Here is a 23,323-nt window from a genome sequence, read left to right on the forward strand (position 1 = left end):
TTATAATGTTATTAAGAACATTTCGTTCCACAAATGGAATTATAAAAAGAAAAAACTGTCACCTTCAATGTCAATTTACTCTCAAACTATCAAATTATAGCATCTAATTCTCCAATGAAAAGGTGGTGTACCGTCCATGCAAATCGGCAATCTTCTATTTAAATTGGAAAATCAATGGTTTGTCGGCAGGGAAAAGGAGCTTAGTGATATTGCCGAAGTTAGCCTTTTCAACCCTTCTTGGCGACTGCTTCATCTATTTGGGCCAACCGGGATTGGAAAAACCACTCTTTTGAAAAGATTTCAGGTTATACATAAGGGGTCTCTGTTTATCTATTTAAGCGGACTTGAAGGCTATGAGACGAAGGAGCAATTCCTTGCCGACCTCTGGGAGGAAATCCAGAAAGCAAATCTGAAAACTTCCCCTGCTTTGGTCCTGAATGAAAACACGCTTGCCCGCTACTTAAATGAACTTGCAGAGGAATCCGGCAAAGTCATCCTGCTCTTTGACTCGTTTGAACAGTGGAGTCCGTTACATAAATGGTTAAGGGAAAAGTGGATCCCATTAATTTCGCTTAACGTCAGGTTCGTTACCTCCTCAAGATTTCCATTCCCCCCTGATTGGCTGCGTTCGCCAGGTTGGATAGGACTTATTCAATCTATTGAATTAAAAGGCTTAAATAAGCAGAGTGTTCAGGAATATCTTGATATGCGGGGTATTATCGACAAAGAATCCCGCTACTGGGTTGAATTTTACTCCAAAGGGGTTCCACTTGCGCTCCGTGTTATTTGTGACATTGTTGAACTGAACGGGGGTGTGTTTTTAGAGGAAGATGAGGCTTTCCGATATTTTATTTACTCGCTCAGCCAGCAGCTGCTGTCCGCTTCAGCCGAAATCATCCACCATCAGGAATTATTAACGGTTACTTCCCTATTTTGGTGGTTTGATTTTGATTTGTTGGCTGATGTTAGTGATGGTACCATCTCGCCTGGACAATTCCATCAATTTTGCCAACTTCCATATATTGAGCTAAGTGAAAATGGCTGCTGGCGCGTCAACGATGCCATCAGACAATGGCTGAGCACCGAATTGTCGCTGCGAAATCCCGAGAAATATGAATTATTTTTAAAAAGAGCAACACATTCATTAAAGAAAAAAATGGATTCTGTCCCTGCCGGAAAAAAACTACCTTTTATCCTAAATACACTTCACGTTAACCAAAGCGGATATGTAAAAAGATTTGGCTTCAGTACAAGCAGCAGGGTATTCGCACATAGTCCGATTAAGGAAGTGGAAATACCCATTATTATGGATATGTTCCGTCAATATGTCTTATCTTTAAAGCCCTTTTTGCCAGACCCATGGCACCAAGAGCAGTACTTTCAGGATGTATGGAGAGTAAGTGCAGAATCGTTTGTCGGCTTCCGCTATCACGAGAAACTGGCTGGATTTTTAGTTTTTGTCCCGCTAAACGAGGAAACACGCCCCCTTTTTTTGAAAAACCCGGTGTTTCACGATTATATTAATCGGGGTACAGCCCAAGAGAAAGAATTTATTATTTGGGTCATTGCCGCCAATCCCGAGTTTGATCCAGATGTAACAGGGTTTATTTTGCGTTACATGTTTTCGAATCTAGCGGAGGATACATTGATTAATGTGGTGTCTCCGTTCCCTGACCTTACCGAGCTATTTTGTTCACTTGGCTTTCAAGCAGCCGACTGGTACAAGAAAAAATATAGCAACCAAATGCCTATGAAATTTTTACAACTCGACTTAAGGAATAAAGACTTATCTGCTGCCATAAAACAAACACTTGAACTGGCTGCGCCCAATAAAGGTATCAACGAGATGTCGGCACTTTTAAAGAAATTTTTTACCGCATATCATAAAGCGGAATCGGAAGAAAATATTCATGCCATATTTGTACACTTTCCACTGTTGGAGAGAGAGACTAGTGTAGCGGGGTTTCGAAGGTTTATCACTGAAGTCATATCCCAAATGGAGAAAGGTTCAGAGGAAGATCAAACATACGCATTCATCATTAAGAATTCCTATATAAAAAAGACAACAAATCACGAAGCCTTGGCCACCCGCCTGAATCTATCCTTAAGCACCTACTATCGATACCTAAAAAAGAGCATTGAAAGAGTCGCATATTTGCTGTTAGAGCAATGTTCGGAATATGACTAAAGGGGAGCAACCATGCCCCCCTTTCATTATAATACCTTGCTCAAAAACGCCTTGGTCCGCTCTTCCTTCGGATTTTCAAACAACTCCTTCGGAAGCCCCTCTTCCACAATAACGCCGCCGTCCATGAACAGAACCCGGTCACCCACTTCTCTGGCAAAGCCCATCTCGTGGGTCACGACCACCATTGTCATGCCTTCCCTTGCAAGCTGCTTCATAACCTCAAGCACCTCACCGACCATTTCCGGGTCAAGCGCCGAGGTGGGCTCATCAAACAGCATGATTTTCGGTTCCATCGCCAGCGCCCTGGCAATCGCCACCCGCTGCTTCTGCCCGCCGGACAAAGAGTCAGGATACGCGTCCGCTTTTTCAGCAAGACCTACTTTCCGTAACAGTTCCAGCCCCTTTTCTCTTGCTTTATCCGCTGAAACCTTCCTTACCTTCATTGGAGCAAGCATAATATTTTCTATCACCGATTTATGAGGAAACAAGTTAAATTGTTGAAACACCATGCCCACTTCGGTTCGGATTTCATTGATATTCGTGTTTTTATCAGTAATATCACTGCCTTCAATCCAGACATGACCGCCAGTAATGCACTCTAGCAAATTCAAACAGCGGAGGAAGGTTGACTTCCCCGAACCGGATGGCCCAATGACGACTACTACCTCTTGGGGCTTTACCGTCACATTGATATTCTTTAAAACTTCATTTTGACCAAAACTCTTCTTAAGATTTTTCACTTCAATCATTGTACCGCCAACCTTCTTTCAAGTCGTGATAACAGTAAGCTTAATGAGAAAGTTAACACGAGATAGATGACCGCAGCTGTTAGGTAAGGCTCCCACACGCGGTAGTACTGCCCTTGCATGGCTTGTCCCCAATACATGAGCTCCTTTGCTGCTATAATGCCCGCTAAGGAGGAGTCCTTGATTAAGACAATAAACTCATTTCCCAAAGGCGGGATCATTCTTTTAAAAGCTTGCGGCAGGATGACATTTCTCATGGCCTGCACATGATTCATCCCAAGCGAGCGGGCGGCTTCCATTTGTCCTTTATCAATGGATTGGATCCCTGCTCTAAATATCTCAGCGACATAGGCTGCAGAATTTAATGAGAGAGCTGTAATAGCCGCTACAATTGCATTTGTTTCTCCCATTATGAATGGAATAAGCCCAAAGTGAACCAATAATATTTGCACCAATAAAGGTGTCCCACGGAAAAACGTGATATAGACATTGAACGGAAAGGCAATCCACTTGTTATTAGACATCTTTCCCAGCCCTATGAACAGCCCAAGTACGCAGCCAATCAATATACTAACAATTGATAGTCCGATGGTCAGCAATGTTCCTTTTGCAAAAAATGGAGCATACTCAGCAAGTAAATCCCAACGAATATCCATCTCTGAAATCCCCCTAATCTTGAACCTAGCAGTCTGTCTAATTATTATTCTAGGAATAAAAATTGCGTAACTGCCGATTTGGAAGAGTTACGCAATTTTATGTTACGCATTATTTTTGCTGTTCTTTGATTTCCGTTACATCTGGATCTACCTTAAACCACTTTTTATAAATTTTCGCGTACTCCCCGTTTTCAAATACTTCTTTTACAGCTTTATCGAATTCTGCCTTTAACTTGCTGTCCTTAGCAAACAACAATCCATAGAATTCTTTATCAAAAGCCCCTTCATCCTCAATGATAACGAAATTCTCATTTGGATTATTTTTAACATACTCCTCGATTACGGTGTTATCAGCGACTACAGCATCTGCTCCCCCGCCTTTTAGCTCCATAATCGCTAGATTGTTATCTTTAAATTTCTTTAGGTTTTTATTTTCTGCCCCAAGAAGCTTCTCAACCGCTTCTTGCCCTGTTGTTCCATTTTGCACAGCCACCACTTTGTCTTTTAAATCTGCAGCGCTTTTAATCGGGCTATCTTTCGGAACCATGATTTTATTGGTAGATAGGAAGTATGGAACCGAAAAATCATAGGTTTGTTTACGGTCATCATTGATGGTAATAGCAGAAATACCGATATCTGCAGTTTTTCCTTTAATTTCAACAAATAATGGATCCCAGCCAACGTGTTTAACGTTTACTTCATATCCTGCTTCCTTTGCTACCGCCTTGATGAAATCAATATCAAACCCAACAACTTCTCCTTTATCCTGATATTCAAATGGTGCATATGCGGCATCCGTTACTACTTTAAGCGTCTTATCTTCTCCCCCGCCGGTCTTGCTTGTACCACAAGCCGAGAGGATCAACACAAACGCCGCCACTACTACTGTTAGTGACAATTTGAACTTTTTCATTTTCATTAGAACTTCGTACCCCCCTAAGATATTTTAGTAAAACTATTTTTTATAATTTTGATAATATTTAGAATACATAAAATTATAACCGTTTTCGGTTCTATATTCAATAGTTTTATTTTTTACTATAGTAAAGCGCTAGATCTTCGTAATATAGATATTATTCCAGTGAAACTGGGCCATTTTTACCATCATACGCTGAAGTAGTTTAAAACATACCCTCCTCTTTCATTTTTATTTGGGCATTCGCCGTTTCCTTACGATCACCCCAGAATAATTTATAGGGTATTTATCACATAAGGAGAGATGCCCTGATGAATCCGTATGGCCAATACCAGCTGCCACATACGCCGCTGGAATACCATTACCATTCCTATGTTCCTGTTGATCAACTAAATCCCCATTTGCCTCAAGAGCAATTGAACCCATTTGCTCCCCAGGAGCAATTTGACCCTAACCGGCAGCCACAGCAGCTTGAGCGCAGAGTAAGTCAGCTTGAAAGAGAACATAATCGCCAGCAAAGAGAATTGGAACGACTTGAACGTGACGTAGTCCAATTACAGCGGAGACTGCAGCGCGTGAATCAGCGTCTTCGTGCCGTTGAAAGACGATTTAACTTTCCATTTACTCCTTTTGATGGAGAATATTAATTTAAAAAAGATGGATCGGGTCCTGCCCGATTTTTTTGTTTTTTCTTGGTTAAAAAACATGATTTTTTAAGGAGACCGCAAATTACTTGTAAGAAAATCTGACATAGTTGGTGTGATTTTTATTTATTTCTATTAAACTAAAAGAAAATAAAAAAAGTGGTGAGGACCGGAATGGGAAGTGATTCATCTTATAAAGATAAAAAGGTCATTACAATCGGGATTGTCAGAGAGCTTACCGGTCTGTCCGAAAGACAAATCCGCTATTATGAAGAACGGAAACTGATTTTCCCGGATCGAACACCAGGTGGAAGCCGGAAATACTCCTTTGCAGATGTTGAATTACTCGTAGAAATTGCCAATAAAATCGAGGACGGTGTCCAAACGCACGAGATTAGAAAAGAAATGCTGCGTGAGCAAAAGAAACAAAATCCTGAGAATATTAGAAGAAAAATGATTCAAGGACAATTAAATGCACAATTTGGAATACGTAATGGCCCTTATCCTAATCGATAAAGGCCTTCTTTTTTTGTGAAAACCCATTGGTTCAAAAGCCTTCATTTTTCCCTTTTTAAAAACTACGTGAGCTTTCCTTACATAATTGTAGAATAAAATCTGACATAAATGTGAAAATACAATTATTCCGATTGTTAAAAAATTTCACAACATAAAGGAGGAAGATGAAATGGATACTACATTTTTAATGAACAGTCTTTGGGTTATGATCAGCGCCGTTCTTGTAATCTTGATGATAGGGGGATTCATTCTTCTAGAGACTGGTTCAACCAGAATGAAAAACGCGGGTCATATTGCCGGAAAAACCATCCTGACTTTTGCGATCGGATCGATTATGTTTTGGATCGTGGGATATGGATTAATTTTTGGCGAAGGAAATTCATTGATTGGCCTTTCAGACTTCTTTTACTCAGGCTATGACGTTGAGGGTTTAGGGCTTTCAGGAGCAGTTTTCTTCTTATTCCAATTAGCCTTTTCTGGGATATCATTAACCATTGCTTTTGGTGGATTTGCCGAACGGGCAAAACTTGGCGCTTATCTAGTGTTTGCTGTACTATTTTCCATTATCGTATATCCCCCGATTGCCCACTGGATTTGGGGCGGCGGCTGGCTGGCGGAGCATGGCAAGCAAGACTTCGCAGGTTCTACCGTCGTTCACCTGACTGGAGCGATGGCTGCATTTGCTGCTACCATCATCCTTAAACCTCGGATTGGCAAATATAATAAAGATGGTTCCGCTAATAATTTGGCTGGGCATAATCAAGTATTCACCGCATTAAGTGTCCTTTTACTTTGGATAGGCTGGTTCGGTTTTAATGCCGGTAGCACCATCTCCGTTGATAACGCGTTTTTTGGATTTGTAGCAGTAAATACAAATCTAGCTGCGGGAGCCGGTGTCATTGCGGCGCTGATTATCTCCTGGATTGCTCTTGGAAAAGCAGATGTCCCGATGATGCTGAACGGCGCTTTAGCCGGATTGGTGGCCATCACTGCCTCTTGTGCCTTCGTTGAGACTTGGGCTGCTGTTGTAATTGGTTTCATCGCTGGAATTCTAGTATTCTATAGCATTCGATTCTTTGAAAAAATGAAGATCGATGATCCCATCGCCGCTCTTTCCGTACACGGTACAGCAGGGATATGGGGGACATTATCCACAGGCTTCTTCGCAACACCGGAATTAGCTTCTGTTGGCCAGCCGGGATTATTCTACGGCGGTGGTTTACATCAGCTTGGCGTTCAAGCCTTAGGAGTGTTTGTTTGTGGAGTATTTGCCTTTCTCGTTTCGTTTATTCTATTAAAAATCATGAAAGCTGCCATGAATGGATTACGGGTTACCGAAGAAGAAGAAATTATCGGTCTTGATATGAGCGAGCATGGAAGTTATGGCTATCCAGAAATCGTAAAGGCAGAAGGTGCAGCAGGAAAAAGAGAGAATTTACTGCATCCTGAGCCAAAACTAAACACTTAAACCCTGGAAGCCTAAACACAAACCACTCCATCCCCTTCCTAATCAACGGGGATGGAGCACATGTCTAATGAAGGAGGGGGTACAAATGACTGCAGCCAGCTATGAAGAAATCCTGCGTTACCGAAAGAAACATATTAGGTTGGCCTCAACAGACCACTTTATGTTAAATCTGCTGCATGACGAAATCCTGAAGCAGGTTGTCGGGCTGGCTATCTCCATTTCAATCAAAAGGGACGGTCCCCCTCCCTGTCCTTTTTCTTTTTTTGTCATGGGAAGCGCGGGACGATTTGAACAGTCAGTATGGAGCGACCAGGATCACGGGATTGTTTATTTCGAAAAAAATGAACAGGCAATGACCTATTTTCTGGGGCTGGGAAAAGAGATTTCAGATGGTCTTTATCAAACTGGATACAATTATTGCGACGGAGGCGTCATGTCAAATAATCCGTTATGGTGCAAATCCTTGTATGAATGGCAGCAGCAGCTGACAGATTGGATTCACGAATCCTCTTGGGAAAGTGTTCGGCAATTATTAATTTTTATTGATAGCCGTACACTTTATGGAGAAGAAATTTATATTAAACAATTAAAATCATTCGTTTATCAATTTGCGCAAAAGGCACATCTTCTAAAAAAGATGCTCAACAATACGATGTTTCGAAAAAAAGGAATTGGCGTCCTGGGTCAATTTCTGACCGAAACACATGGACTTCACGCAGGGACATTAAACATTAAAGAGACGGCACTGTTTCCTATTGTAAATTCGGTGCGGCTGATGGCTATTAAAGGAAGCATTGTCTCATCCTCTACCCTAACACGGTTGAGCCAGCTGCCAGAACGATGGATTCCTGCTTACAAAAAACAACTTTATCAATCTCATTTATTATCACTGCTTGATTTCCGTTTAAAACATGGCAATCACATCAATTATGATAATGGTCACTATTTGCCTATGGATACCTTGTCCAAAGAAGAAAAAATAAAAATGAAGGAAATTATTAAAACAGGGTCAGCCTTGCACCGGTATGTAAAAGAGGTCATTGAAAAGGAAGAGAATAATGGCGATGAATGACATGATCCAGTTTTTTCGACAGTTGTCCGGAAAGCTTGGGTCCAATATATATGCAGGCGTCCACGGTCAAACCAACCCTCAGCATATTTCCTTCATTAGACAGCTACAAAAGGAAATGCAAAAAGATCACAGCCTGACCACCCCATTCCTTGACTTAAAAGTCGTCGTATTCGATGTAGAAACCACCGGCTTTTACCCCGAAAGGGGCGACCGGGTAATCTCTATTGGGGCTGTCAAGATGACCGGGCCGCGCATTCATGAAAATGAAACATTTTATTCCCTAGTGAAGACCGACATCCCTTTGTCGGATGCTGTTTCAGTACTAACGGATATTAGGAATGAGGACTTGCAGAATGCTCCAGAGGCGCCGGAGGTATTAATCAGATTTTTTAAATTTATTCATCATCATGTACTTGTTGCACACCATGCCAAGCACGAACAAGTCTTTATGAAAAAGATGACCCATGACTTAGTAAAAAGAAAATTTGACCACCGCATCATTGATACATCCTTCCTAACTCGGATCACCCTACCAGCTAGAAAACCGTTATCACTCGAAGAAGTTTGCAAAGAATGTAATATTGAAATAAAAGGACGCCACCACGCCCTTGGTGATGCAATGCTAACGGCGCAGATTTGGAGTCACTATATTCAATTGGTTCAGTCTATGGGAATGGAAAATTTACGCGAACTTTATCAATACCTCACTACATTAGAATAGTAAATTCATTCCTTCTTCCCTTTTCCTTCTGTAAAATAATCATCCCCCCATTAGCAGTAAGCTTCTATACTACTAGTTTTCCCCTCTATTACCTCTCTGAAAAGGGACAGAATTGCCACGCAAAAAAAATTTTTCAAAAAACTAAAATTCCTCTTAACCTTATCAAAACAAGGTTGTAAACGCTACCAATTTGTTCAATTAGTTTGAATTGTCAGATTTTTGTGTTGACCCTGTCTGAAAATGGGTGTAAGATTATCGAAAATAGTTTCTAATCTGGTAAGTCCTTAGTTCCTCAGCCTATATATATCGCTGGGTCGGGGCTCTTATTTTCATATTTTATTTTATTCAATTAATGCGTTTTATCATTAAAAGGAGTGGTAATGTTGGGAAGTCAATGGATATTCCTTGGCGGACAATTCGTCAAGAAAGAGGATGCTGTTGTATCAGTTTTTGATCATGGTTTTTTATATGGCGACGGAGTTTTTGAAGGCATTCGTGTTTATAACGGCAACGTCTTCAGGCTCGATGCCCATCTTAAAAGACTGTTTGAATCAGCACAATCCATTATGCTGAGGATTCCGTATACACAGGAGGAAATGACGCAACTGATTGTTGACACCGTTAGAAAAAATGAACTTGAAAGTGCATATATTCGCGTCGTCGTATCCCGCGGTAAAGGAAATCTCGGACTTGACCCATCTTCCTGTGCCAATCCAAATGTGATCATCATTGCTGAGGAATTAACGATGTATCCGAAGGAATTTTACGAAAACGGCATCAAAATTGCATCCGTTCCAAGTAGAAGAAATCGTCCGGATGTGTTAAGCCCACAGATTAAATCGTTGAATTACTTAAACAATATCCTTGTTAAACTCGAAGCGAGCCAGGCGGGCGTACAGGAAGCCTTAATGCTCAATGACCAAGGCTATGTAACCGAAGGCTCGGCTGACAATATCTTCATTGTAAAAAATGGCGTCATTAAAACTCCTCCGGTTTACTTGGGGGCATTGGAAGGAATTACACGAAACGCGATTATCGATGTCGCAAGAGCGAAGGGCTACGAGGTACAGGAAGCCCCATTCGGAAGACATGATGTTTATGTGGCCGATGAAGTATTTTTAACAGGGACAGCAGTTGAGGTCATTGCCGCCATTAATGTTGACGGCCGTACAATTAATGACGGAAAACCAGGACCTGTGACGAACGACCTTTTGGCAGAGTTTAGAAAAATAGTAACTACCGATGGAGTGGCTTGCTACCCTGAAAGAGCAAACCAGGCTATTGTCAGTTAGGAGATTATAAAGATGCGAAGCGATATGATAAAAAAGGGGATTGATCGTGCCCCCCACCGGAGCCTTTTATATGCAACCGGAGTTAAAACAAGTGACTTAGACAAACCGTTTATCGGCGTCTGCAACTCCTATATCGATATTATTCCAGGGCATAAGCACCTGAACAAATTCGGTGAGATTGTCAAGGAAGCCATCCGCGAAGCCGGCGGTATCCCATTCGAATTTAACACAATCGGTGTTGATGACGGAATTGCCATGGGCCATATTGGGATGCGCTACTCGCTGCCAAGCCGAGAGATTATCGCCGACAGCGCAGAAACCGTAATTAATGCCCACTGGTTCGACGGAGTTTTCTACATTCCAAACTGTGACAAAATCACGCCGGGCATGTTAATGGCGGCGGTAAGAACCAATGTCCCGTCCGTATTTGTCTCGGGCGGCCCGATGGAGGCCGGTGTTTCTTCTACCGGTAAGCAGCTGTCCCTCACCTCTGTATTTGAGGGAGTAGGCGCCTACCACAGCGGGAAGATGTCCGCCCAGCAGCTGTTGGAAATCGAAACAAGCGCCTGCCCAACATGCGGTTCTTGTTCGGGAATGTTTACCGCTAACTCGATGAACTGCCTAATGGAAGTCCTCGGAATGACGGTGCCTGGGAACGGAACAATCGTAGCCACTTCCGAGGAACGGCATGAATTAATCCGCCAGGCGGCACGACATCTGATTGAATTAGTAAAAAAAGATATTCGTCCACGCGATATGGTTACAAGAGAAGCGATTGATAATGCTTTTGCACTTGATATGGCCATGGGCGGCTCCACGAATACGGTGCTACATACACTGGCCATCGCCCATGAAGCAGAAATCGAATACGATTTACGTGACATTAACAAAATTGCCGAACGAGTCCCTTATCTGGCAAAAATTATGCCGGCATCCGATTATTCCATGGATGATGTCCATCGTGCCGGCGGCGTCAGCGCGATTCTCAACGAACTTTTTAAAGTGGAAGGTGCCTTGCATAAGGGCTGCTTGACAATTACCGGCAAAACGCTCGAAGAAAATGTGAAGGATGCAACAATAACAAACGAAACTGTCATTCGGACAAAAGACAATCCGTACAGCCCTGTTGGTGGCCTATCCATCCTGTACGGAAATATTGCTCCAGATGGCGGGGTCATCAAGGTTGGTGCTGTTGATCCATCCATCAAAACCTTCCTTGGTGAAGCGATTGTTTTTGAATCTCAGGAAGAAGCACAAGAAAACATTAATAATGGTACTGTAAAGCCAGGCCATGTCGTGGTGATTCGCTACGAAGGCCCGAAAGGCGGACCAGGAATGCCGGAGATGCTTGCACCTACCTCCGCCATCGCCGGACGCGGACTTGATAAAGAAGTCGCCTTGATTACCGATGGCCGCTTCTCAGGCGCCAGCCGGGGAATCTCGATTGGCCATATTTCTCCAGAAGCAGCAGAAGGCGGACCAATTGCCTTAGTCGAAAATGGCGACAAAATCTTGATTGACCTTGAAGTACGATCGATTGAGCTGCTCGTTGATGACGAGGTTTTAGCCGAGAGACGCGCGAATTGGATAAAGCCAGAGCCAAAGATCAAGACTGGCTATCTGGCAAAATATGCAAAGCTTGTTACATCTGCCAATACCGGCGGAATTATGAAAATCTAGTTTTTTATGGGGTTCGAGGTTACCTCTCTCCCCTTTTTGAAAAATTCATAGAAAAATCGATGACGGGAATAAAGGTTTAGGAATTCGTATTTTCAGAGAGCTGGGGTTGCTGGAAGCCCAGTAATACCTCCTAATCCGACATCATCCCTGAGTGTTAATCTGAACGGTTTTAAACTCAGTAGGTTTAACCGGGTGTTCTTGGACACCTGTTACAAAAAGAAGCGTTATAAGATTCGTTTTCGCTTCATAAGGCAGCATTCGTAAGGATGCTGTAAAACCGGGTGGTACCGAGAAATGAAAGACCTTTTCTCCCCGAACATTCTGCTTTTGATGTATTTGACTGCAGCAATTCGGGGGGTAATAGGTCTTTTTTATTTGTTGTTTAAGCAAAACACAGCCATACGCTGAGTTTTTCAAATATTCAATCACTCTTAAGGAGGGAATTACGACGTGAAAGTAGAAGCAAAGCTGGAGTTCCAAACCAGTACCGCACCAAAAACAGGTGCAGACCTTCTGATTGACCTATTAATCAAAGAAGGTGTTGAGACAATTTTCGGGTATCCCGGAGGTGCCGTCCTGCCGATTTATGATGCGATTTATCGGGCACGGGGCTCCATCAACCACGTTCTCTTCCGCCACGAGCAAGGCATGATTCACGCTGCGGAGGGCTATGCCAGAATTACGGGGAAACCGGGAGTCGTCATTGGAACTTCAGGACCTGGAGCAACGAACTTGGTAACCGGAATTACAGATGCAATGATGGATTCCTTGCCGCTCGTCGTATTTACCGGTCAGGTTGCACGGTCGGTAATCGGAACGGATGCCTTTCAAGAGGCGGATGTCATGGCGATTACCACACCGATTACAAAGCATAATTATCAGGTACAATCTGTTGCCGACCTACCAAGAATCGTGAAGGAAGCTTTTCACATCGCTTCTACAGGACGGCCGGGGCCAGTCCTCGTCGATGTACCAAAGGATATATCTTCGGAAGTCTTATCCATGGTGCCGGAGGAGGTTAGCATTCATTTGCCAGGCTACCAGCCAACCTATAAACCAAATCCATTGCAGATCAGAAAACTGGCAGACGCCCTTCCAAAGGCGAAAAAGCCGGTGATCCTGGCCGGTGCCGGTGTGCTTCACAGCCAAGCATCTGACGAATTAACCACTTTTGCCGAAAAGCATAACATTCCAGTTGCCACCACCCTGCTTGGACTCGGCACCTTCCCTGCCGACAGCCCTCTCTCCCTTGGAATGGGCGGCATGCACGGAACCTATGCGGCAAACATGGCCTTATATGAAAGTGATTTATTAATCAATTTCGGTGCCCGCTTCGATGACCGGTTAACTGGTAACTTGAAGCACTTTGCGCCATTTGCCAAGGTCGCCCACATTGATATCGATCCGGCGGAAATCGGCAAAAATGTACCGACGCAAATTCCGATTGTTGCCGATGCCAAGGTAGCTTTGACAATGCTTCTCAATGAGGCGGATCAGTCGCCTGAGTGTGGAGAATGGCGTGAAAAGCTGGCTCAATATAAAAAGGACTTCCCGCTTTGGTATAATCTCGATCCAAACGGCATGAGCCCGCAATGGCTTATTGAAGCGATTCATAAGGTTACGGAAGGTGAAGCGATTGTTGCTACCGACGTCGGACAGCACCAAATGTGGGCAGCCCAATACTACACTTTTAACAAACCACACCGCTGGATCACATCGGGTGGACTTGGCACAATGGGCTTCGGCTTCCCAGCTGCAATTGGCGCACAAATGGCTGCCCCTGACGCTACCGTCGTGGCCATTGTCGGTGACGCCGGGTTTCAAATGACATTGCAAGAGCTTTCGGTCATTTATGAACGAAACCTGCCTGTCAAAATTATTATCGTCAACAACGGCGCACTTGGAATGGTCCGCCAGTGGCAGGAGCTGCAATATGATAATCGCATCTCGGAGTCCATACTCCAGACACAGCCTGATTTCGTTAAACTTGCGGAAAGCTATGGCATCCGCGGGGCAAAAATCGATAATCAGGAAGACCTGGTTGCCTCCCTGCCAGAATTGATAGCCTACGATGGCCCTGTACTGATTGATTGCCGCGTCCTTCAGAAGGAAAAAGTTTTTCCAATGATCGCGCCTGGCAAAGGGCTTCATGAAATGATTGGGGTGAAACCGCAATGAAACGGATAATCTCACTAACCGTCCAGGACCGCAGCGGCGTCCTGAACCGGGTTACCGGGGTCCTGCAACGGCGCCAATTCAATATCGCCAGCATCTCGGTCGGCCCGACTGAAACAGAAGGTGTCTCGAAAATGACGCTTGTTGTCGATGTTGAAGATGAACAGCGGCTTGAGCAGGTTACCAAACAATTAAACAAGCAAATTGACGTATTAAAGGTTTCTGATATTACTGATAAAGCGATTGTCGTCCGCGAGCTTGCCTTAATCAAAGTGGCCAGCAGCGCCCAGCTCCGCGGCGAAATTAACGGGATTATCGACCCATTCCGGGCCCTGATTATTGACGTCAGCAAAGACAGCCTTGCCGTGCAAATCACCGGCCGCCCGGATAAAATCGATGCCTTGATTGAATTGCTTCGCCCATATGGAATTAAAGAGATTGCCAGAACCGGCCTGACTGCCTTCCAACGCGGGCATCAGCCGCAAGGAAATGAACTATCTGCTACTTACCTACTAAAATAAAACGCTAATTTTTGAAAGGATGATTATAATGGCTAAAGTATTATATAACGGAGATATTCAAGAGGAAGTTTTACAAGGGAAAAAGATTGCGATCATCGGATATGGCTCACAGGGCCATGCTCACGCTCTTAACTTAAAGGAAAGCGGCTTTGATGTTGTTGTAGGCTTGCGTCCTGGAAAGTCCTGGGATAAAGCCGTGGAAGATGGTGTTGAGGTTACGACTGTAGCTGAAGCAACTGCACAAGCAGATGTTGTTATGGTGCTTTTACCGGACGAAATGCAACCGAAGGTTTATGAAGAAAGCATTAAACCTAATCTCAAAGCGGGTAACGCATTAGTGTTTGCCCATGGATTTAACATTCACTTTAGCCAGGTTGTCCCTCCTGCTGATGTTGACGTCTTCCTGGTAGCACCAAAAGGTCCAGGACACTTGGTTCGCCGTACTTATACCGAAGGTGCTGGGGTTCCTGCCCTTTATGCAGTATATCAAGACTACACAGGCCAAGCGCGCGATGTTGCCCTTGCATATGCAAAAGGGATCGGTGCAGCCCGTGCTGGAGTCCTAGAAACGACATTCCAAGAGGAAACTGAAACAGATCTATTCGGTGAGCAAGCGGTTCTTTGCGGCGGTACTACTGCATTGATCAAAGCTGGCTTCGAAACGTTGGTGGAAGCAGGTTACCAGCCAGAAGTTGCCTACTTCGAATGTTTGCATGAATTGAAATTAATCGTTGACCTGTTATATGAAGGTGGCTTAGAGAACATGCGCTACTCCATCTCCGACACTGCCCAGTGGGGAGACTTTGTTTCTGGACCGCGTGTTGTCAATGAAGATACAAAAGCCCGCATGAAAGAAGTATTAAAGGACATCCAAACAGGCGCATTTGCTAAAGGCTGGATTTTGGAAAACCAAGCCAACCGTCCGCAATTCAACGCGATTAACCGTGCCGAAAATAACCACCCAATTGAAGTCGTCGGCCGCGAGCTTCGCGCTTTAATGCCCTTTATTAAAAAGCCTGTAAACCAGAAGAAGGAAGTGGTGGTACATGGTTCACGTTAACATCTTTGATACAACCTTACGCGATGGTGAGCAGTCCCCTGGTGTAAATTTAAACCAGCTTGAAAAATTGGAAATTGCCAGACAGCTAGAGCGGCTTGGCGTTGATATTATGGAGGCCGGTTTTCCGGCTTCCTCTCAAGGAGATTTCGAAGCGGTCAGAGCGATTGCCCAGACAATCAAGAATTCTTCGGTTACCGGCCTGGCCCGCGCCACTAAATCGGACATTGACATTGCGTGGGATGCGTTAAAAGATGCAGCAGAACCAAGGTTGCATGTGTTCATTGCCACCTCCCCTATCCATATGCAATATAAGTTGTTGAAAACACCTGACGAAGTCGTGCAGACAGCAGTAGATATGGTCTCGTATGCAAAAAAGAAGTTTACCCATGTGGAATGGTCAGCGGAGGATGCCTCCCGATCCGACTTGGATTTTCTGGTACGTATCATTACAAAAGTCATTGATGCAGGTGCAACAGTGATTAACTTGCCGGATACAGTAGGCTATACAACACCTGCCGAATATGGCCGGATGTTCCGCTATATCCGCGAGAACGTGCCAAATATTCATAAGGCCGCCCTCTCCTGTCATTGCCATGACGATTTGGGAATGGCCGTTGCCAACTCGCTAGCGGCAATCGAAAACGGAGTGACCCAAGTCGAAGGCACGATTAACGGCATCGGTGAACGCGCCGGTAATGCTTCTTTAGAAGAAATCGCTGTTGCATTAAATATTCGCAAGGATTTCTATCCGTACACAACCAATATGGTTTTAAAAGAAATCAAACGTACCAGTGACTTGGTAAGCCGATTCACCGGCATGAAGGTTCCCGGCAATAAGGCTGTTGTCGGCAAGAATGCCTTTGCCCATGAATCTGGGATACACCAGGATGGCGTGCTGAAGAATGCATTAACCTATGAAATAATTACTCCTTCGATGGTAGGCGTTGGCTCGAATGATCTTGTTCTTGGCAAACACTCCGGACGCCATGCTTTTAAAGACAAAATCGAGCATATGGGCTTTACGCTTTCTCAAGAAAAGCTGAATGAAGCATTCCAGTCGTTTAAGCAATTGACTGACCGCAAGAAGGAAATTACCGACGAAGATTTATTTACAATTTTAACTGATATTCAAACGGCAACTGTTGATGTGAAAAAATATGAGCTACTTGCCTTCCAAGTTCAGTATGGGTCAGCCAACCTGCCGACTGCGACTGTGGCTTTAATGACCCCTGAGGGTGAGCGTGTGGAAACCGCCCGTACCGGCGGCGGAAGCGTCGAAGCTTTATACAATACGTTAGAGTCCCTCGTGAGCGAGGAAATCCATCTAACCGATTTTAATTTAAGCTCCGTTGGACGCGGTCGCGATGCTCTCGCCGAAGTCCACGTCAAAATGACTGTAAACGGAACAAACGTCAGCGGCCGAGGCTCCTCTCAAGACGTCTTGGAAGCTTCGGCAAAAGCATTCATTAACGCTGTTAACCGTGTATTTTTTACAAATGGAGCAGTCATTAAGGAACCGGCGCTATAAAGAAATTTTTAAAAAATAAGGAGGTTGCTTCTAATGAAGAAACGAATTGTTTTACTTCCCGGTGATGGAATCGGCAAGGAAGTTATGAGTTCCGCAAAAGAAGTGTTAACTGCAATTGCTGAAGAGTATAATCACTCCTTCAGCTTCGAAAGCCATGAAATCGGAGGAGCAGCCATTGACCAATACGGTACTCCTCTTCCGGAAACCACTGTAGATGCCTGCAAGCAGGCGGATGCCGTATTGCTTGGAGCGGTCGGCGGGCCGAAGTGGGATAACAACCCTTCCCACCTCCGTCCTGAGCGAGGGTTGCTCGGAATTCGCAAGGCCCTTGATTTATTTGCGAACCTGCGCCCGATTAAAGGTTTCAAAAACCTGCTCCATGCATCGCCATTAAAGGAAGAAATCGTTGCCGGCAGCGACCTCCTTATTGTCCGTGAACTTACTGGCGGAATCTACTTTGGTTCCCCAAGCGAACGGCGGGATAATGGCCAGTCGGTTGTTGATACACTTGCCTATACCCGTTACGAGATTGAAAGAATCGTAGACAAAGCGTTCCAGGCCGCCCGCGGACGCCGCGGACGCCTTACTTCGGTTGATAAAGCCAACGTGCTAGAGTCGAGCAAAATGTGGCGCGAGGTTGTCGAGGAAAAGAAGGCGGAGTACCCGGATGTTGCCGTTGAGCATGTGCTGGTCGATGCCGCTGCGATGAAGTTGATCACAAACCCGTCTCACTTTGATGTGGTTGTGACGGAGAACATGTTTGGCGACATCTTAAGCGATGAGGCCTCCGTGTTAACTGGGTCCCTTGGAATGCTCCCTTCTGCTTCGTTGAATGAAGCGGGTGTCGGCCTTTATGAACCGGTTCACGGATCCGCGCCGGACATCGCCGGAAAAGGCATTGCCAATCCGGTTGCGATGATTCTATCAACGGCACTGATGCTCCGTTATTCCTTCGGATTAGAAGAAGAAGCGAAAATCATCGAGGCCGCTGTTCAATCGGTTCTGGATGCTGGCTACCATACAGCCGACCTTCAGGTTCCAAATGGCCGAAAAGTCGGAACTGAAGAGATGACAAAGTTGATTGTTGACTTTATCAGGACACAAAACGCCTCTAAGTGTATTGCGAGCTGTTATTATTAATAAATGATTCGGTGACCGCCAGGCTGGGCAGGAATGGCCTGGCGGTTTACTCTAAAAACAATAAAAGCAAAAAATCTATAAACGTGAGGAAGGAAGCTATGCAAAATCCAAAGAATATTATCCAAAAAATTTGGGAACAGCATGTGGTCCATCAAGAAGAAGGAAAGCCGGATTTACTTTATATTGATTTGCACCTCGTTCATGAAGTAACCTCTCCTCAGGCTTTCGAGGGCTTACGACTGAACGGCCGCAAAGTCCGCCGGCCGGAACTTACTTTTGCAACAATGGATCATAACATTCCAACCCGGCAACGCCAAGTCATCAATGACCCGATTTCAAAAAAGCAAGTTGATACTTTGCAGCAGAACTGTGAGGAGTTCGGAATTACCCTTGCAGATATCCACCATCCCGATAACGGCATCGTTCACGTCATTGGCCCTGAGTTAGGACTGACACAGCCCGGAAAAACCATTGTATGCGGCGACAGCCATACCTCTACACATGGAGCATTCGGTGCACTCGCTTTCGGGATCGGAACAAGCGAGGTGGAACACGTTCTTGCCACGCAAACGGTTTGGCAGGCACCTCCAAAAACGATGAATGTAAAAGTGAACGGTAAGCTTGGGACAGGCGTTACCGCCAAGGACTTAATCCTTGCGATTATCGGAAAGTTCGGCGTCAGATTTGGAACAGGCTATGTCATTGAATATACCGGGGAAGCGATCCGTGGATTTTCAATGGAAGAACGGATGACCGTCTGCAACATGTCCATTGAAGGCGGGGCACGGGCCGGGCTCATTTCCCCTGATGAAACAACAGTGGAGTATTTGCGTGGCAGAAAACATGTTCCGCAGGGAGAAGCATTTGAGGAAGCCGCAGACCGTTGGAAGGCGCTTGCCACCGATGAAGGTGCCACCTACGATACAGTCGTAGAGATCGATGCAGCTGAAGTAGAGCCGCAGGTAACGTGGGGAACGAATCCCGGCATGTGTATCCCGGTAACGGCAAATGTGCCAAGTCCAGACGATACAGATAAGCCTTCTGAAAAAGATGAAATCGTACGTGCCCTAGAATACATGGGACTTCAAGCGGGTCAGCCCATTTCCAATGTTAAAATTGATCATGTATTCATTGGTTCCTGCACCAACTCCCGGTTAAGTGACTTACGGAAGGCTGCCGAGATTATTCGCGGCAAGAAGGTCAACCCTTCAGTAACAGCGATTGTTGTCCCAGGTTCCTTCAGCGTCAAGCTTTCAGCAGAAAAAGAAGGATTGGACCAGGTCTTTAAAGAGGCAGGGTTCGAATGGCGCGATGCCGGATGCAGCATGTGTCTTGGCATGAATGATGATATCATTCCATCCGGGGAACGTTGTGCTTCAACATCGAACCGTAACTTTGAAGGACGTCAAGGAAAAGGCGCGCGCACCCATCTGGTCAGCCCTGAAATGGCAGCCGCTGCGGCCATTGCCGGCCATTTTGTCGATGTCCGAAAGTTTACAGCTCAGGAGGTTGGTTAATCCATGGAACCGTTACGTACGCTTCAGGGCCTTGTTTGCCCATTAAATAGAACGAATGTTGATACTGACCAAATTATTCCGAAGCAATTTTTAAAGAGAATTGAACGCAGCGGGTTTGGACAATTCCTGTTCTATAACTGGCGGTTTGATGACGCTGGAAATCCCAATCCTGACTTTCCATTAAATCAACCGCAATACAAAGGGGCATCCATCTTGGTTGCCGGCGAAAACTTTGGCTGCGGCTCCTCCCGTGAGCATGCGCCATGGGCGATTCAGGACTTTGGCTTTAAGGTCATTATCGCTCCAAGCTACGCCGATATTTTTAAAAATAACACAGTGAAAAACGGCATCCTTGCCATCCAAGCCAGTGATGAGCAAGTGCAAACCATCATGAAAAAAGCGGAAAGCGAGGGGTATTCCCTGACAGTAAACCTCGAAGAACAAAAGGTTTATGACAACGAGGGCTTCCAATTCCAATTCGATATCGCTCCATATCCGAAGGAAATGCTGTTAAATGGCTGGGACGAAATCGGCGTTACCTTAACGTATGAAGATAAAATTACGCGATATGAGCTTGCACAAAAGTAATATAAATGAGCCTGGGACGAATCCAGGCTCATTTTTTATAGGAAATTATTCAAGATTATCCAGTATATTTGAACTTTCATGCTCATCGTTAAAGGTCAACACCTCATCTGCAGGTTCATAGGACTCTCCGTAGAAGTGTTGGTCCTTATAGGTATGAATTAGGTTGTATGTCTTTTTCATGGCTTCAAAAATTAATTCTTCCGATTCATGATGGGGCGCCCAATAGAGGATTTCCATCTTGTTGATTTCATTAGTTACCAAAGACCGGCGTTCATATCCAATCGATTTTGCATGTTCAAACCCTTCGCGTTTGTAAAAGCGCAGTCTTTTCTCAGTATCGCTGTCTTCATAATTGACCGGTTCAACTTCAAGGATAATAGGCTTTCCCTTTTGTTTCATTTTTTCTAAAAGCTTATGGCCGAGACCTTGACCGCGGGCATTTTTCGAAACAAACAAGTAATCAATAAACAGAAAGTTGTCGAATTCGGCATACATCAATACATGGTTTGGACCCTCGTCCTTGTTATAAATGTCAGAACGTTCCTTGAGCAGAGTCTCCATATGCTCACGGGATTTCATTTCTTCAATCGGAAAGTACTGATTTAACTTTTCGTACCAATGCATATGAATCTCCTTCATTTAGTTTCAGGACTTAAAACTCTGGCAGTCGATCAAGGTTATTTTCTTTAATACCGTCGGGCTCGCTGCGAATGATATCCCGGCCATACTTGTGAAATACATCGACATGGGCGATGTTTCCGGCTTTAGCTTCATCCAATGCTGTCAGGTAATCCAGTTCCCTACCGGTATTGGTTTTGAAGGCAATAATATCCCCATCATCATTCTTCTTAACGGCGACAAACTCTTCTTTGCCATCGGGATTTTGTGAACCTGCCTCCATTTGTGCCTGCTGCTCGCTTTGCTGCCGATATTGCTGATAAATTTTTTCAAAGTCCTTTTGTTCCAAAAACTCCACCTCCGAACATTTGTTAGTATTTTTATTTTTCGAGAAAATATGCATGATAAAGTGTCAAAAAACGTTCAAAAAATGGTTGTTTTTTCCTGTGTTATACTTTACCTATAATTGGGGGCGATTGAATGGAAATACAGGAGGGAAATACCTGGTTTTACATCCGCGATCATCAACAGCAAGGACCAGTTGGCCTATTTGAGCTAAAAAAGCTATTGGAACAGGGAATTTTAACAGGGGACAGTTTTGTTTGGAACAAAGATTTGGACTGTTGGCATCCGGCTAAAACGCTTGAAATACTGCCAGAGTCAGACTCCCTGGATGAATCGAGGGAATTGATCAACTACGCTGCAGGATGGGTGGAAATCGAAAAGGATACCTATCCCAACGGAAGGCCCATTGTGCGTTATTTGGCCAGATTCTTTGACCTCTCATTATTTTCGTTATTTGTCATTACTTTCGTCTCGATTTTTAAGCCGCGGTTTGTCCTGGATTCGTCTGCAATCTTTATTTTTATGCTGAGCCTGATCCTCTATATTTTAGTAGAAGCTGTAATCCTATCAATCTTTGGGAATACGCTGGGAAAGTTGTTATTAAACGCTCGTTTGAAAACGATTACAGGAGAACCGATTGATTTCTCTACTGCTCTTAAACGAAGTATTTTTGTAAATGCAGCCGGGATGGGATTCGGAGTTCCTTTTCTCAATATTATTTGTTTCCTTTACTCCTATCGGGATTTAAAGGAACATGGCATCGCTACCTGGGACAAACATATGGGGACAGTAGTCTTATACGGCAGAGTCAGTACAGCGCGCCTTGTTGTCGTTAGCCTATTTCCAATTGCCCTGCTCATCACTGGAATCGTCATCTAGATTTTCCTTTTCCAATTTTTTGTGAATCACTGAACAAAAAGAAGCCCCTCCTTACAGCATGGAAGGGGCTTTTAGTATTATTCCAAGGTTCTTTGGCTACTCAATGTCCACCCCAGGTGGACATTTGTCCACGAACGGTGCCTGACACCTCTTTTACGTTTTTCATAGTTAAAAACAGGATATATATGATGATGCTGTTAAGTACTAGGACTAGTATAAGAACGGCGGAGCTGACTGTGATGCCGTTGGCGAGTTGCAGGATGACCATTGCTGACATGGCTGTGAGCAAGGTGATTTCTTTGATGATGAGTATGGGTGCCAGGAGGTATCCAAATGGTTGTTTCCGGATGATGAGGATTCCCGCCATGATTCCCGCCGGAACGATAAAACCGAGATCGAGTGCTTGAATGACCAATGTGGTATAGTGCTCAAGCCCTTCAGGGGGTGTTTGATTAAAAAGCGGCGGGATGATTTTGCCAAGCCACATGATTCCAAACACGATGGATGTGAACAACAAAAACCCGCCAATAAATTTAACGGGAAGCTTTTCTGAGAAAGCCCCGGGCAATCGTTGGATATCAAATGACATCATCGCCATCGTGAACGCAAAGAAGGATGCTGACATCAGCAGTACATAGACGAGAAACAACGGGTTATACATCGAAAGAAGTGAATACGAGGCATAGGTGTAGAAAAAATAGCCCAATGTCCCGGTTAGCAGTAATCTTCCCTTAAGCGAGTTCCTTCTCGCCCAAAAAAGTGAAAGCACCAGTAGTGGTACACCTAAAATCAAGGTGACAAAATCCTGGGCAATCGCCTGTGAAGCCATCGCAACGGAATCATGCTGATAAAGCCCTTTTCCGTAAATGCTGACAGTTTCTTTGAAAATAGTTTGGTGTTGGAATTCCCCTGGTCCCTTATTGGACAAAATGGCAATTGCCGTCGCCGCAACAGATAAAACAGAAATAATCAGGACAAGGATACTGACTGTTTTTTGATTTCTCATGACAAAAACCTCTCTTCAAAAAGTTTGAATGTCATCTTTTCTGTCTT

General features: G+C 44.5%; 22 protein-coding genes. 16 read left to right on the forward strand and 6 right to left on the reverse strand.

Annotated elements, in window-relative coordinates:
* Nucleotides 1-136: 136 nt before the first annotated feature.
* The gene (locus AR334_RS05315) at nucleotides 137-2,188 is read left to right on the forward strand and encodes an ATP-binding protein (RefSeq protein ID WP_066306397.1); all 2,052 of its coding nucleotides are present in this window, start codon (nucleotides 137-139) and stop codon (nucleotides 2,186-2,188) included.
* 26 nt (nucleotides 2,189-2,214) lie between these two features.
* Here the strand turns inward: AR334_RS05315 and AR334_RS05320 are convergent, their stop codons facing one another.
* From AR334_RS05320 to AR334_RS05330, 3 genes are all read right to left on the reverse strand, one after another.
* Nucleotides 2,215-2,937, reverse strand: coding sequence for an amino acid ABC transporter ATP-binding protein (locus AR334_RS05320; RefSeq protein WP_066306398.1), 723 nt, complete (start codon nucleotides 2,935-2,937; stop codon nucleotides 2,215-2,217).
* Nucleotides 2,934-3,590 (reverse strand): amino acid ABC transporter permease, encoded by a 657-nt coding sequence (locus tag AR334_RS05325; protein WP_066306399.1) that lies wholly within the window; start codon nucleotides 3,588-3,590, stop codon nucleotides 2,934-2,936. The genes AR334_RS05320 and AR334_RS05325 overlap by 4 nt, the downstream gene beginning before the upstream one ends.
* Before the next feature lie 109 nt (nucleotides 3,591-3,699).
* Nucleotides 3,700-4,503 (reverse strand): basic amino acid ABC transporter substrate-binding protein, encoded by an 804-nt coding sequence (locus tag AR334_RS05330; RefSeq protein WP_066307682.1) that lies wholly within the window; start codon nucleotides 4,501-4,503, stop codon nucleotides 3,700-3,702.
* A 314-nt stretch (nucleotides 4,504-4,817) separates the two neighbouring features.
* On the opposite strand from AR334_RS05330, the gene AR334_RS05335 reads away from it, so the two are divergent.
* From AR334_RS05335 to leuD, 14 genes are all read left to right on the forward strand, one after another.
* The gene (locus AR334_RS05335; RefSeq protein ID WP_066306401.1) at nucleotides 4,818-5,153 is read left to right on the forward strand and encodes a hypothetical protein; all 336 of its coding nucleotides are present in this window, start codon (nucleotides 4,818-4,820) and stop codon (nucleotides 5,151-5,153) included.
* A gap of 171 nt (nucleotides 5,154-5,324) precedes the next feature.
* Entirely contained in the window at nucleotides 5,325-5,666 is a 342-nt protein-coding gene (locus tag AR334_RS05340; RefSeq protein WP_066306405.1) for a MerR family transcriptional regulator, read from the forward strand.
* A 169-nt stretch (nucleotides 5,667-5,835) separates the two neighbouring features.
* Nucleotides 5,836-7,134, forward strand: coding sequence for an ammonium transporter (locus AR334_RS05345; protein ID WP_066306408.1), 1,299 nt, complete (start codon nucleotides 5,836-5,838; stop codon nucleotides 7,132-7,134).
* 85 nt (nucleotides 7,135-7,219) lie between these two features.
* Nucleotides 7,220-8,206, forward strand: a complete 987-nt coding sequence (locus tag AR334_RS05350) for a DUF294 nucleotidyltransferase-like domain-containing protein (protein ID WP_066306412.1) — start codon at nucleotides 7,220-7,222, stop codon at nucleotides 8,204-8,206.
* Complete coding sequence (locus AR334_RS05355; RefSeq protein WP_066306415.1) at nucleotides 8,193-8,927, forward strand: exonuclease domain-containing protein; 735 nt, start codon at nucleotides 8,193-8,195, stop codon at nucleotides 8,925-8,927. The genes AR334_RS05350 and AR334_RS05355 overlap by 14 nt, the downstream gene beginning before the upstream one ends.
* Before the next feature lie 383 nt (nucleotides 8,928-9,310).
* Nucleotides 9,311-10,219, forward strand: coding sequence for a branched-chain-amino-acid transaminase (gene ilvE / locus AR334_RS05360; protein WP_066306417.1), 909 nt, complete (start codon nucleotides 9,311-9,313; stop codon nucleotides 10,217-10,219).
* A 12-nt stretch (nucleotides 10,220-10,231) separates the two neighbouring features.
* On the forward strand, nucleotides 10,232-11,899 hold the full coding sequence (gene ilvD / locus AR334_RS05365; RefSeq protein WP_066306419.1) for a dihydroxy-acid dehydratase: 1,668 nt from the start codon (nucleotides 10,232-10,234) through the stop codon (nucleotides 11,897-11,899).
* Nucleotides 11,900-12,349: 450 nt separating this feature from the next.
* The gene (gene ilvB / locus AR334_RS05375) at nucleotides 12,350-14,077 is read left to right on the forward strand and encodes an acetolactate synthase large subunit (protein WP_066306427.1); all 1,728 of its coding nucleotides are present in this window, start codon (nucleotides 12,350-12,352) and stop codon (nucleotides 14,075-14,077) included.
* Entirely contained in the window at nucleotides 14,074-14,595 is a 522-nt protein-coding gene (gene ilvN, locus AR334_RS05380) for an acetolactate synthase small subunit (RefSeq protein ID WP_066306430.1), read from the forward strand. Before ilvB ends, ilvN begins: the two co-directional genes overlap by 4 nt.
* 28 nt (nucleotides 14,596-14,623) lie before the next feature.
* Nucleotides 14,624-15,655 carry a ketol-acid reductoisomerase gene (gene ilvC / locus AR334_RS05385; RefSeq protein WP_066306433.1) on the forward strand — a complete coding sequence of 344 codons (1,032 nt, stop codon included), beginning with the start codon at nucleotides 14,624-14,626 and terminating at the stop codon, nucleotides 15,653-15,655.
* Nucleotides 15,642-17,183 (forward strand): 2-isopropylmalate synthase, encoded by a 1,542-nt coding sequence (locus AR334_RS05390; protein ID WP_066306436.1) that lies wholly within the window; start codon nucleotides 15,642-15,644, stop codon nucleotides 17,181-17,183. The genes ilvC and AR334_RS05390 overlap by 14 nt, the downstream gene beginning before the upstream one ends.
* 33 nt (nucleotides 17,184-17,216) lie before the next feature.
* On the forward strand, nucleotides 17,217-18,323 hold the full coding sequence (leuB, locus tag AR334_RS05395) for a 3-isopropylmalate dehydrogenase (protein ID WP_066306438.1): 1,107 nt from the start codon (nucleotides 17,217-17,219) through the stop codon (nucleotides 18,321-18,323).
* A 98-nt stretch (nucleotides 18,324-18,421) separates the two neighbouring features.
* Entirely contained in the window at nucleotides 18,422-19,840 is a 1,419-nt protein-coding gene (leuC, locus tag AR334_RS05400; protein ID WP_066306440.1) for a 3-isopropylmalate dehydratase large subunit, read from the forward strand.
* A gap of 3 nt (nucleotides 19,841-19,843) precedes the next feature.
* A complete protein-coding gene (gene leuD / locus AR334_RS05405) occupies nucleotides 19,844-20,428 on the forward strand; it encodes a 3-isopropylmalate dehydratase small subunit (protein ID WP_066306445.1) in 585 nt (194 codons plus the stop codon).
* Between the two features lie 45 nt (nucleotides 20,429-20,473).
* Here leuD and AR334_RS05410 read toward each other — a convergent pair whose 3' ends face one another.
* Nucleotides 20,474-21,052, reverse strand: a complete 579-nt coding sequence (locus AR334_RS05410) for an N-acetyltransferase (RefSeq protein WP_066306449.1) — start codon at nucleotides 21,050-21,052, stop codon at nucleotides 20,474-20,476.
* Nucleotides 21,053-21,080: 28 nt separating this feature from the next.
* Nucleotides 21,081-21,395 carry a DUF3892 domain-containing protein gene (locus tag AR334_RS05415; protein ID WP_066306452.1) on the reverse strand — a complete coding sequence of 105 codons (315 nt, stop codon included), beginning with the start codon at nucleotides 21,393-21,395 and terminating at the stop codon, nucleotides 21,081-21,083.
* 131 nt (nucleotides 21,396-21,526) lie between these two features.
* On the opposite strand from AR334_RS05415, the gene AR334_RS05420 reads away from it, so the two are divergent.
* The gene (locus tag AR334_RS05420) at nucleotides 21,527-22,270 is read left to right on the forward strand and encodes an RDD family protein (RefSeq protein ID WP_066306457.1); all 744 of its coding nucleotides are present in this window, start codon (nucleotides 21,527-21,529) and stop codon (nucleotides 22,268-22,270) included.
* A 100-nt stretch (nucleotides 22,271-22,370) separates the two neighbouring features.
* Here the strand turns inward: AR334_RS05420 and AR334_RS05425 are convergent, their stop codons facing one another.
* Nucleotides 22,371-23,276, reverse strand: coding sequence for a hypothetical protein (locus tag AR334_RS05425; RefSeq protein WP_066306460.1), 906 nt, complete (start codon nucleotides 23,274-23,276; stop codon nucleotides 22,371-22,373).
* Between the last annotated feature and the right edge of the window lie 47 nt (nucleotides 23,277-23,323).

It is taken from the genome of Bacillus sp. FJAT-29814 (assembly GCF_001510715.1).
Taxonomy (GTDB): domain Bacteria; phylum Bacillota; class Bacilli; order Bacillales; family Cytobacillaceae; genus Neobacillus.

Coding starts and splice junctions, on each gene's coding strand:
- AR334_RS05315 (WP_066306397.1), top strand. CDS start 137: ATGCAAATCGGCAATCTTCTATTTAAATTGGAAAATCAATGGTTTGTC.
- AR334_RS05320 (WP_066306398.1), bottom strand. CDS start 2,937: ATGATTGAAGTGAAAAATCTTAAGAAGAGTTTTGGTCAAAATGAAGTT.
- AR334_RS05325 (WP_066306399.1), bottom strand. CDS start 3,590: ATGGATATTCGTTGGGATTTACTTGCTGAGTATGCTCCATTTTTTGCA.
- AR334_RS05330 (WP_066307682.1), bottom strand. CDS start 4,503: ATGAAAAAGTTCAAATTGTCACTAACAGTAGTAGTGGCGGCGTTTGTG.
- AR334_RS05335 (WP_066306401.1), top strand. CDS start 4,818: ATGAATCCGTATGGCCAATACCAGCTGCCACATACGCCGCTGGAATAC.
- AR334_RS05340 (WP_066306405.1), top strand. CDS start 5,325: ATGGGAAGTGATTCATCTTATAAAGATAAAAAGGTCATTACAATCGGG.
- AR334_RS05345 (WP_066306408.1), top strand. CDS start 5,836: ATGGATACTACATTTTTAATGAACAGTCTTTGGGTTATGATCAGCGCC.
- AR334_RS05350 (WP_066306412.1), top strand. CDS start 7,220: ATGACTGCAGCCAGCTATGAAGAAATCCTGCGTTACCGAAAGAAACAT.
- AR334_RS05355 (WP_066306415.1), top strand. CDS start 8,193: ATGGCGATGAATGACATGATCCAGTTTTTTCGACAGTTGTCCGGAAAG.
- ilvD (WP_066306419.1), top strand. CDS start 10,232: ATGCGAAGCGATATGATAAAAAAGGGGATTGATCGTGCCCCCCACCGG.
- ilvN (WP_066306430.1), top strand. CDS start 14,074: ATGAAACGGATAATCTCACTAACCGTCCAGGACCGCAGCGGCGTCCTG.
- ilvC (WP_066306433.1), top strand. CDS start 14,624: ATGGCTAAAGTATTATATAACGGAGATATTCAAGAGGAAGTTTTACAA.
- AR334_RS05390 (WP_066306436.1), top strand. CDS start 15,642: ATGGTTCACGTTAACATCTTTGATACAACCTTACGCGATGGTGAGCAG.
- leuB (WP_066306438.1), top strand. CDS start 17,217: ATGAAGAAACGAATTGTTTTACTTCCCGGTGATGGAATCGGCAAGGAA.
- leuC (WP_066306440.1), top strand. CDS start 18,422: ATGCAAAATCCAAAGAATATTATCCAAAAAATTTGGGAACAGCATGTG.
- leuD (WP_066306445.1), top strand. CDS start 19,844: ATGGAACCGTTACGTACGCTTCAGGGCCTTGTTTGCCCATTAAATAGA.
- AR334_RS05410 (WP_066306449.1), bottom strand. CDS start 21,052: ATGCATTGGTACGAAAAGTTAAATCAGTACTTTCCGATTGAAGAAATG.
- AR334_RS05420 (WP_066306457.1), top strand. CDS start 21,527: ATGGAAATACAGGAGGGAAATACCTGGTTTTACATCCGCGATCATCAA.
- AR334_RS05425 (WP_066306460.1), bottom strand. CDS start 23,276: ATGAGAAATCAAAAAACAGTCAGTATCCTTGTCCTGATTATTTCTGTT.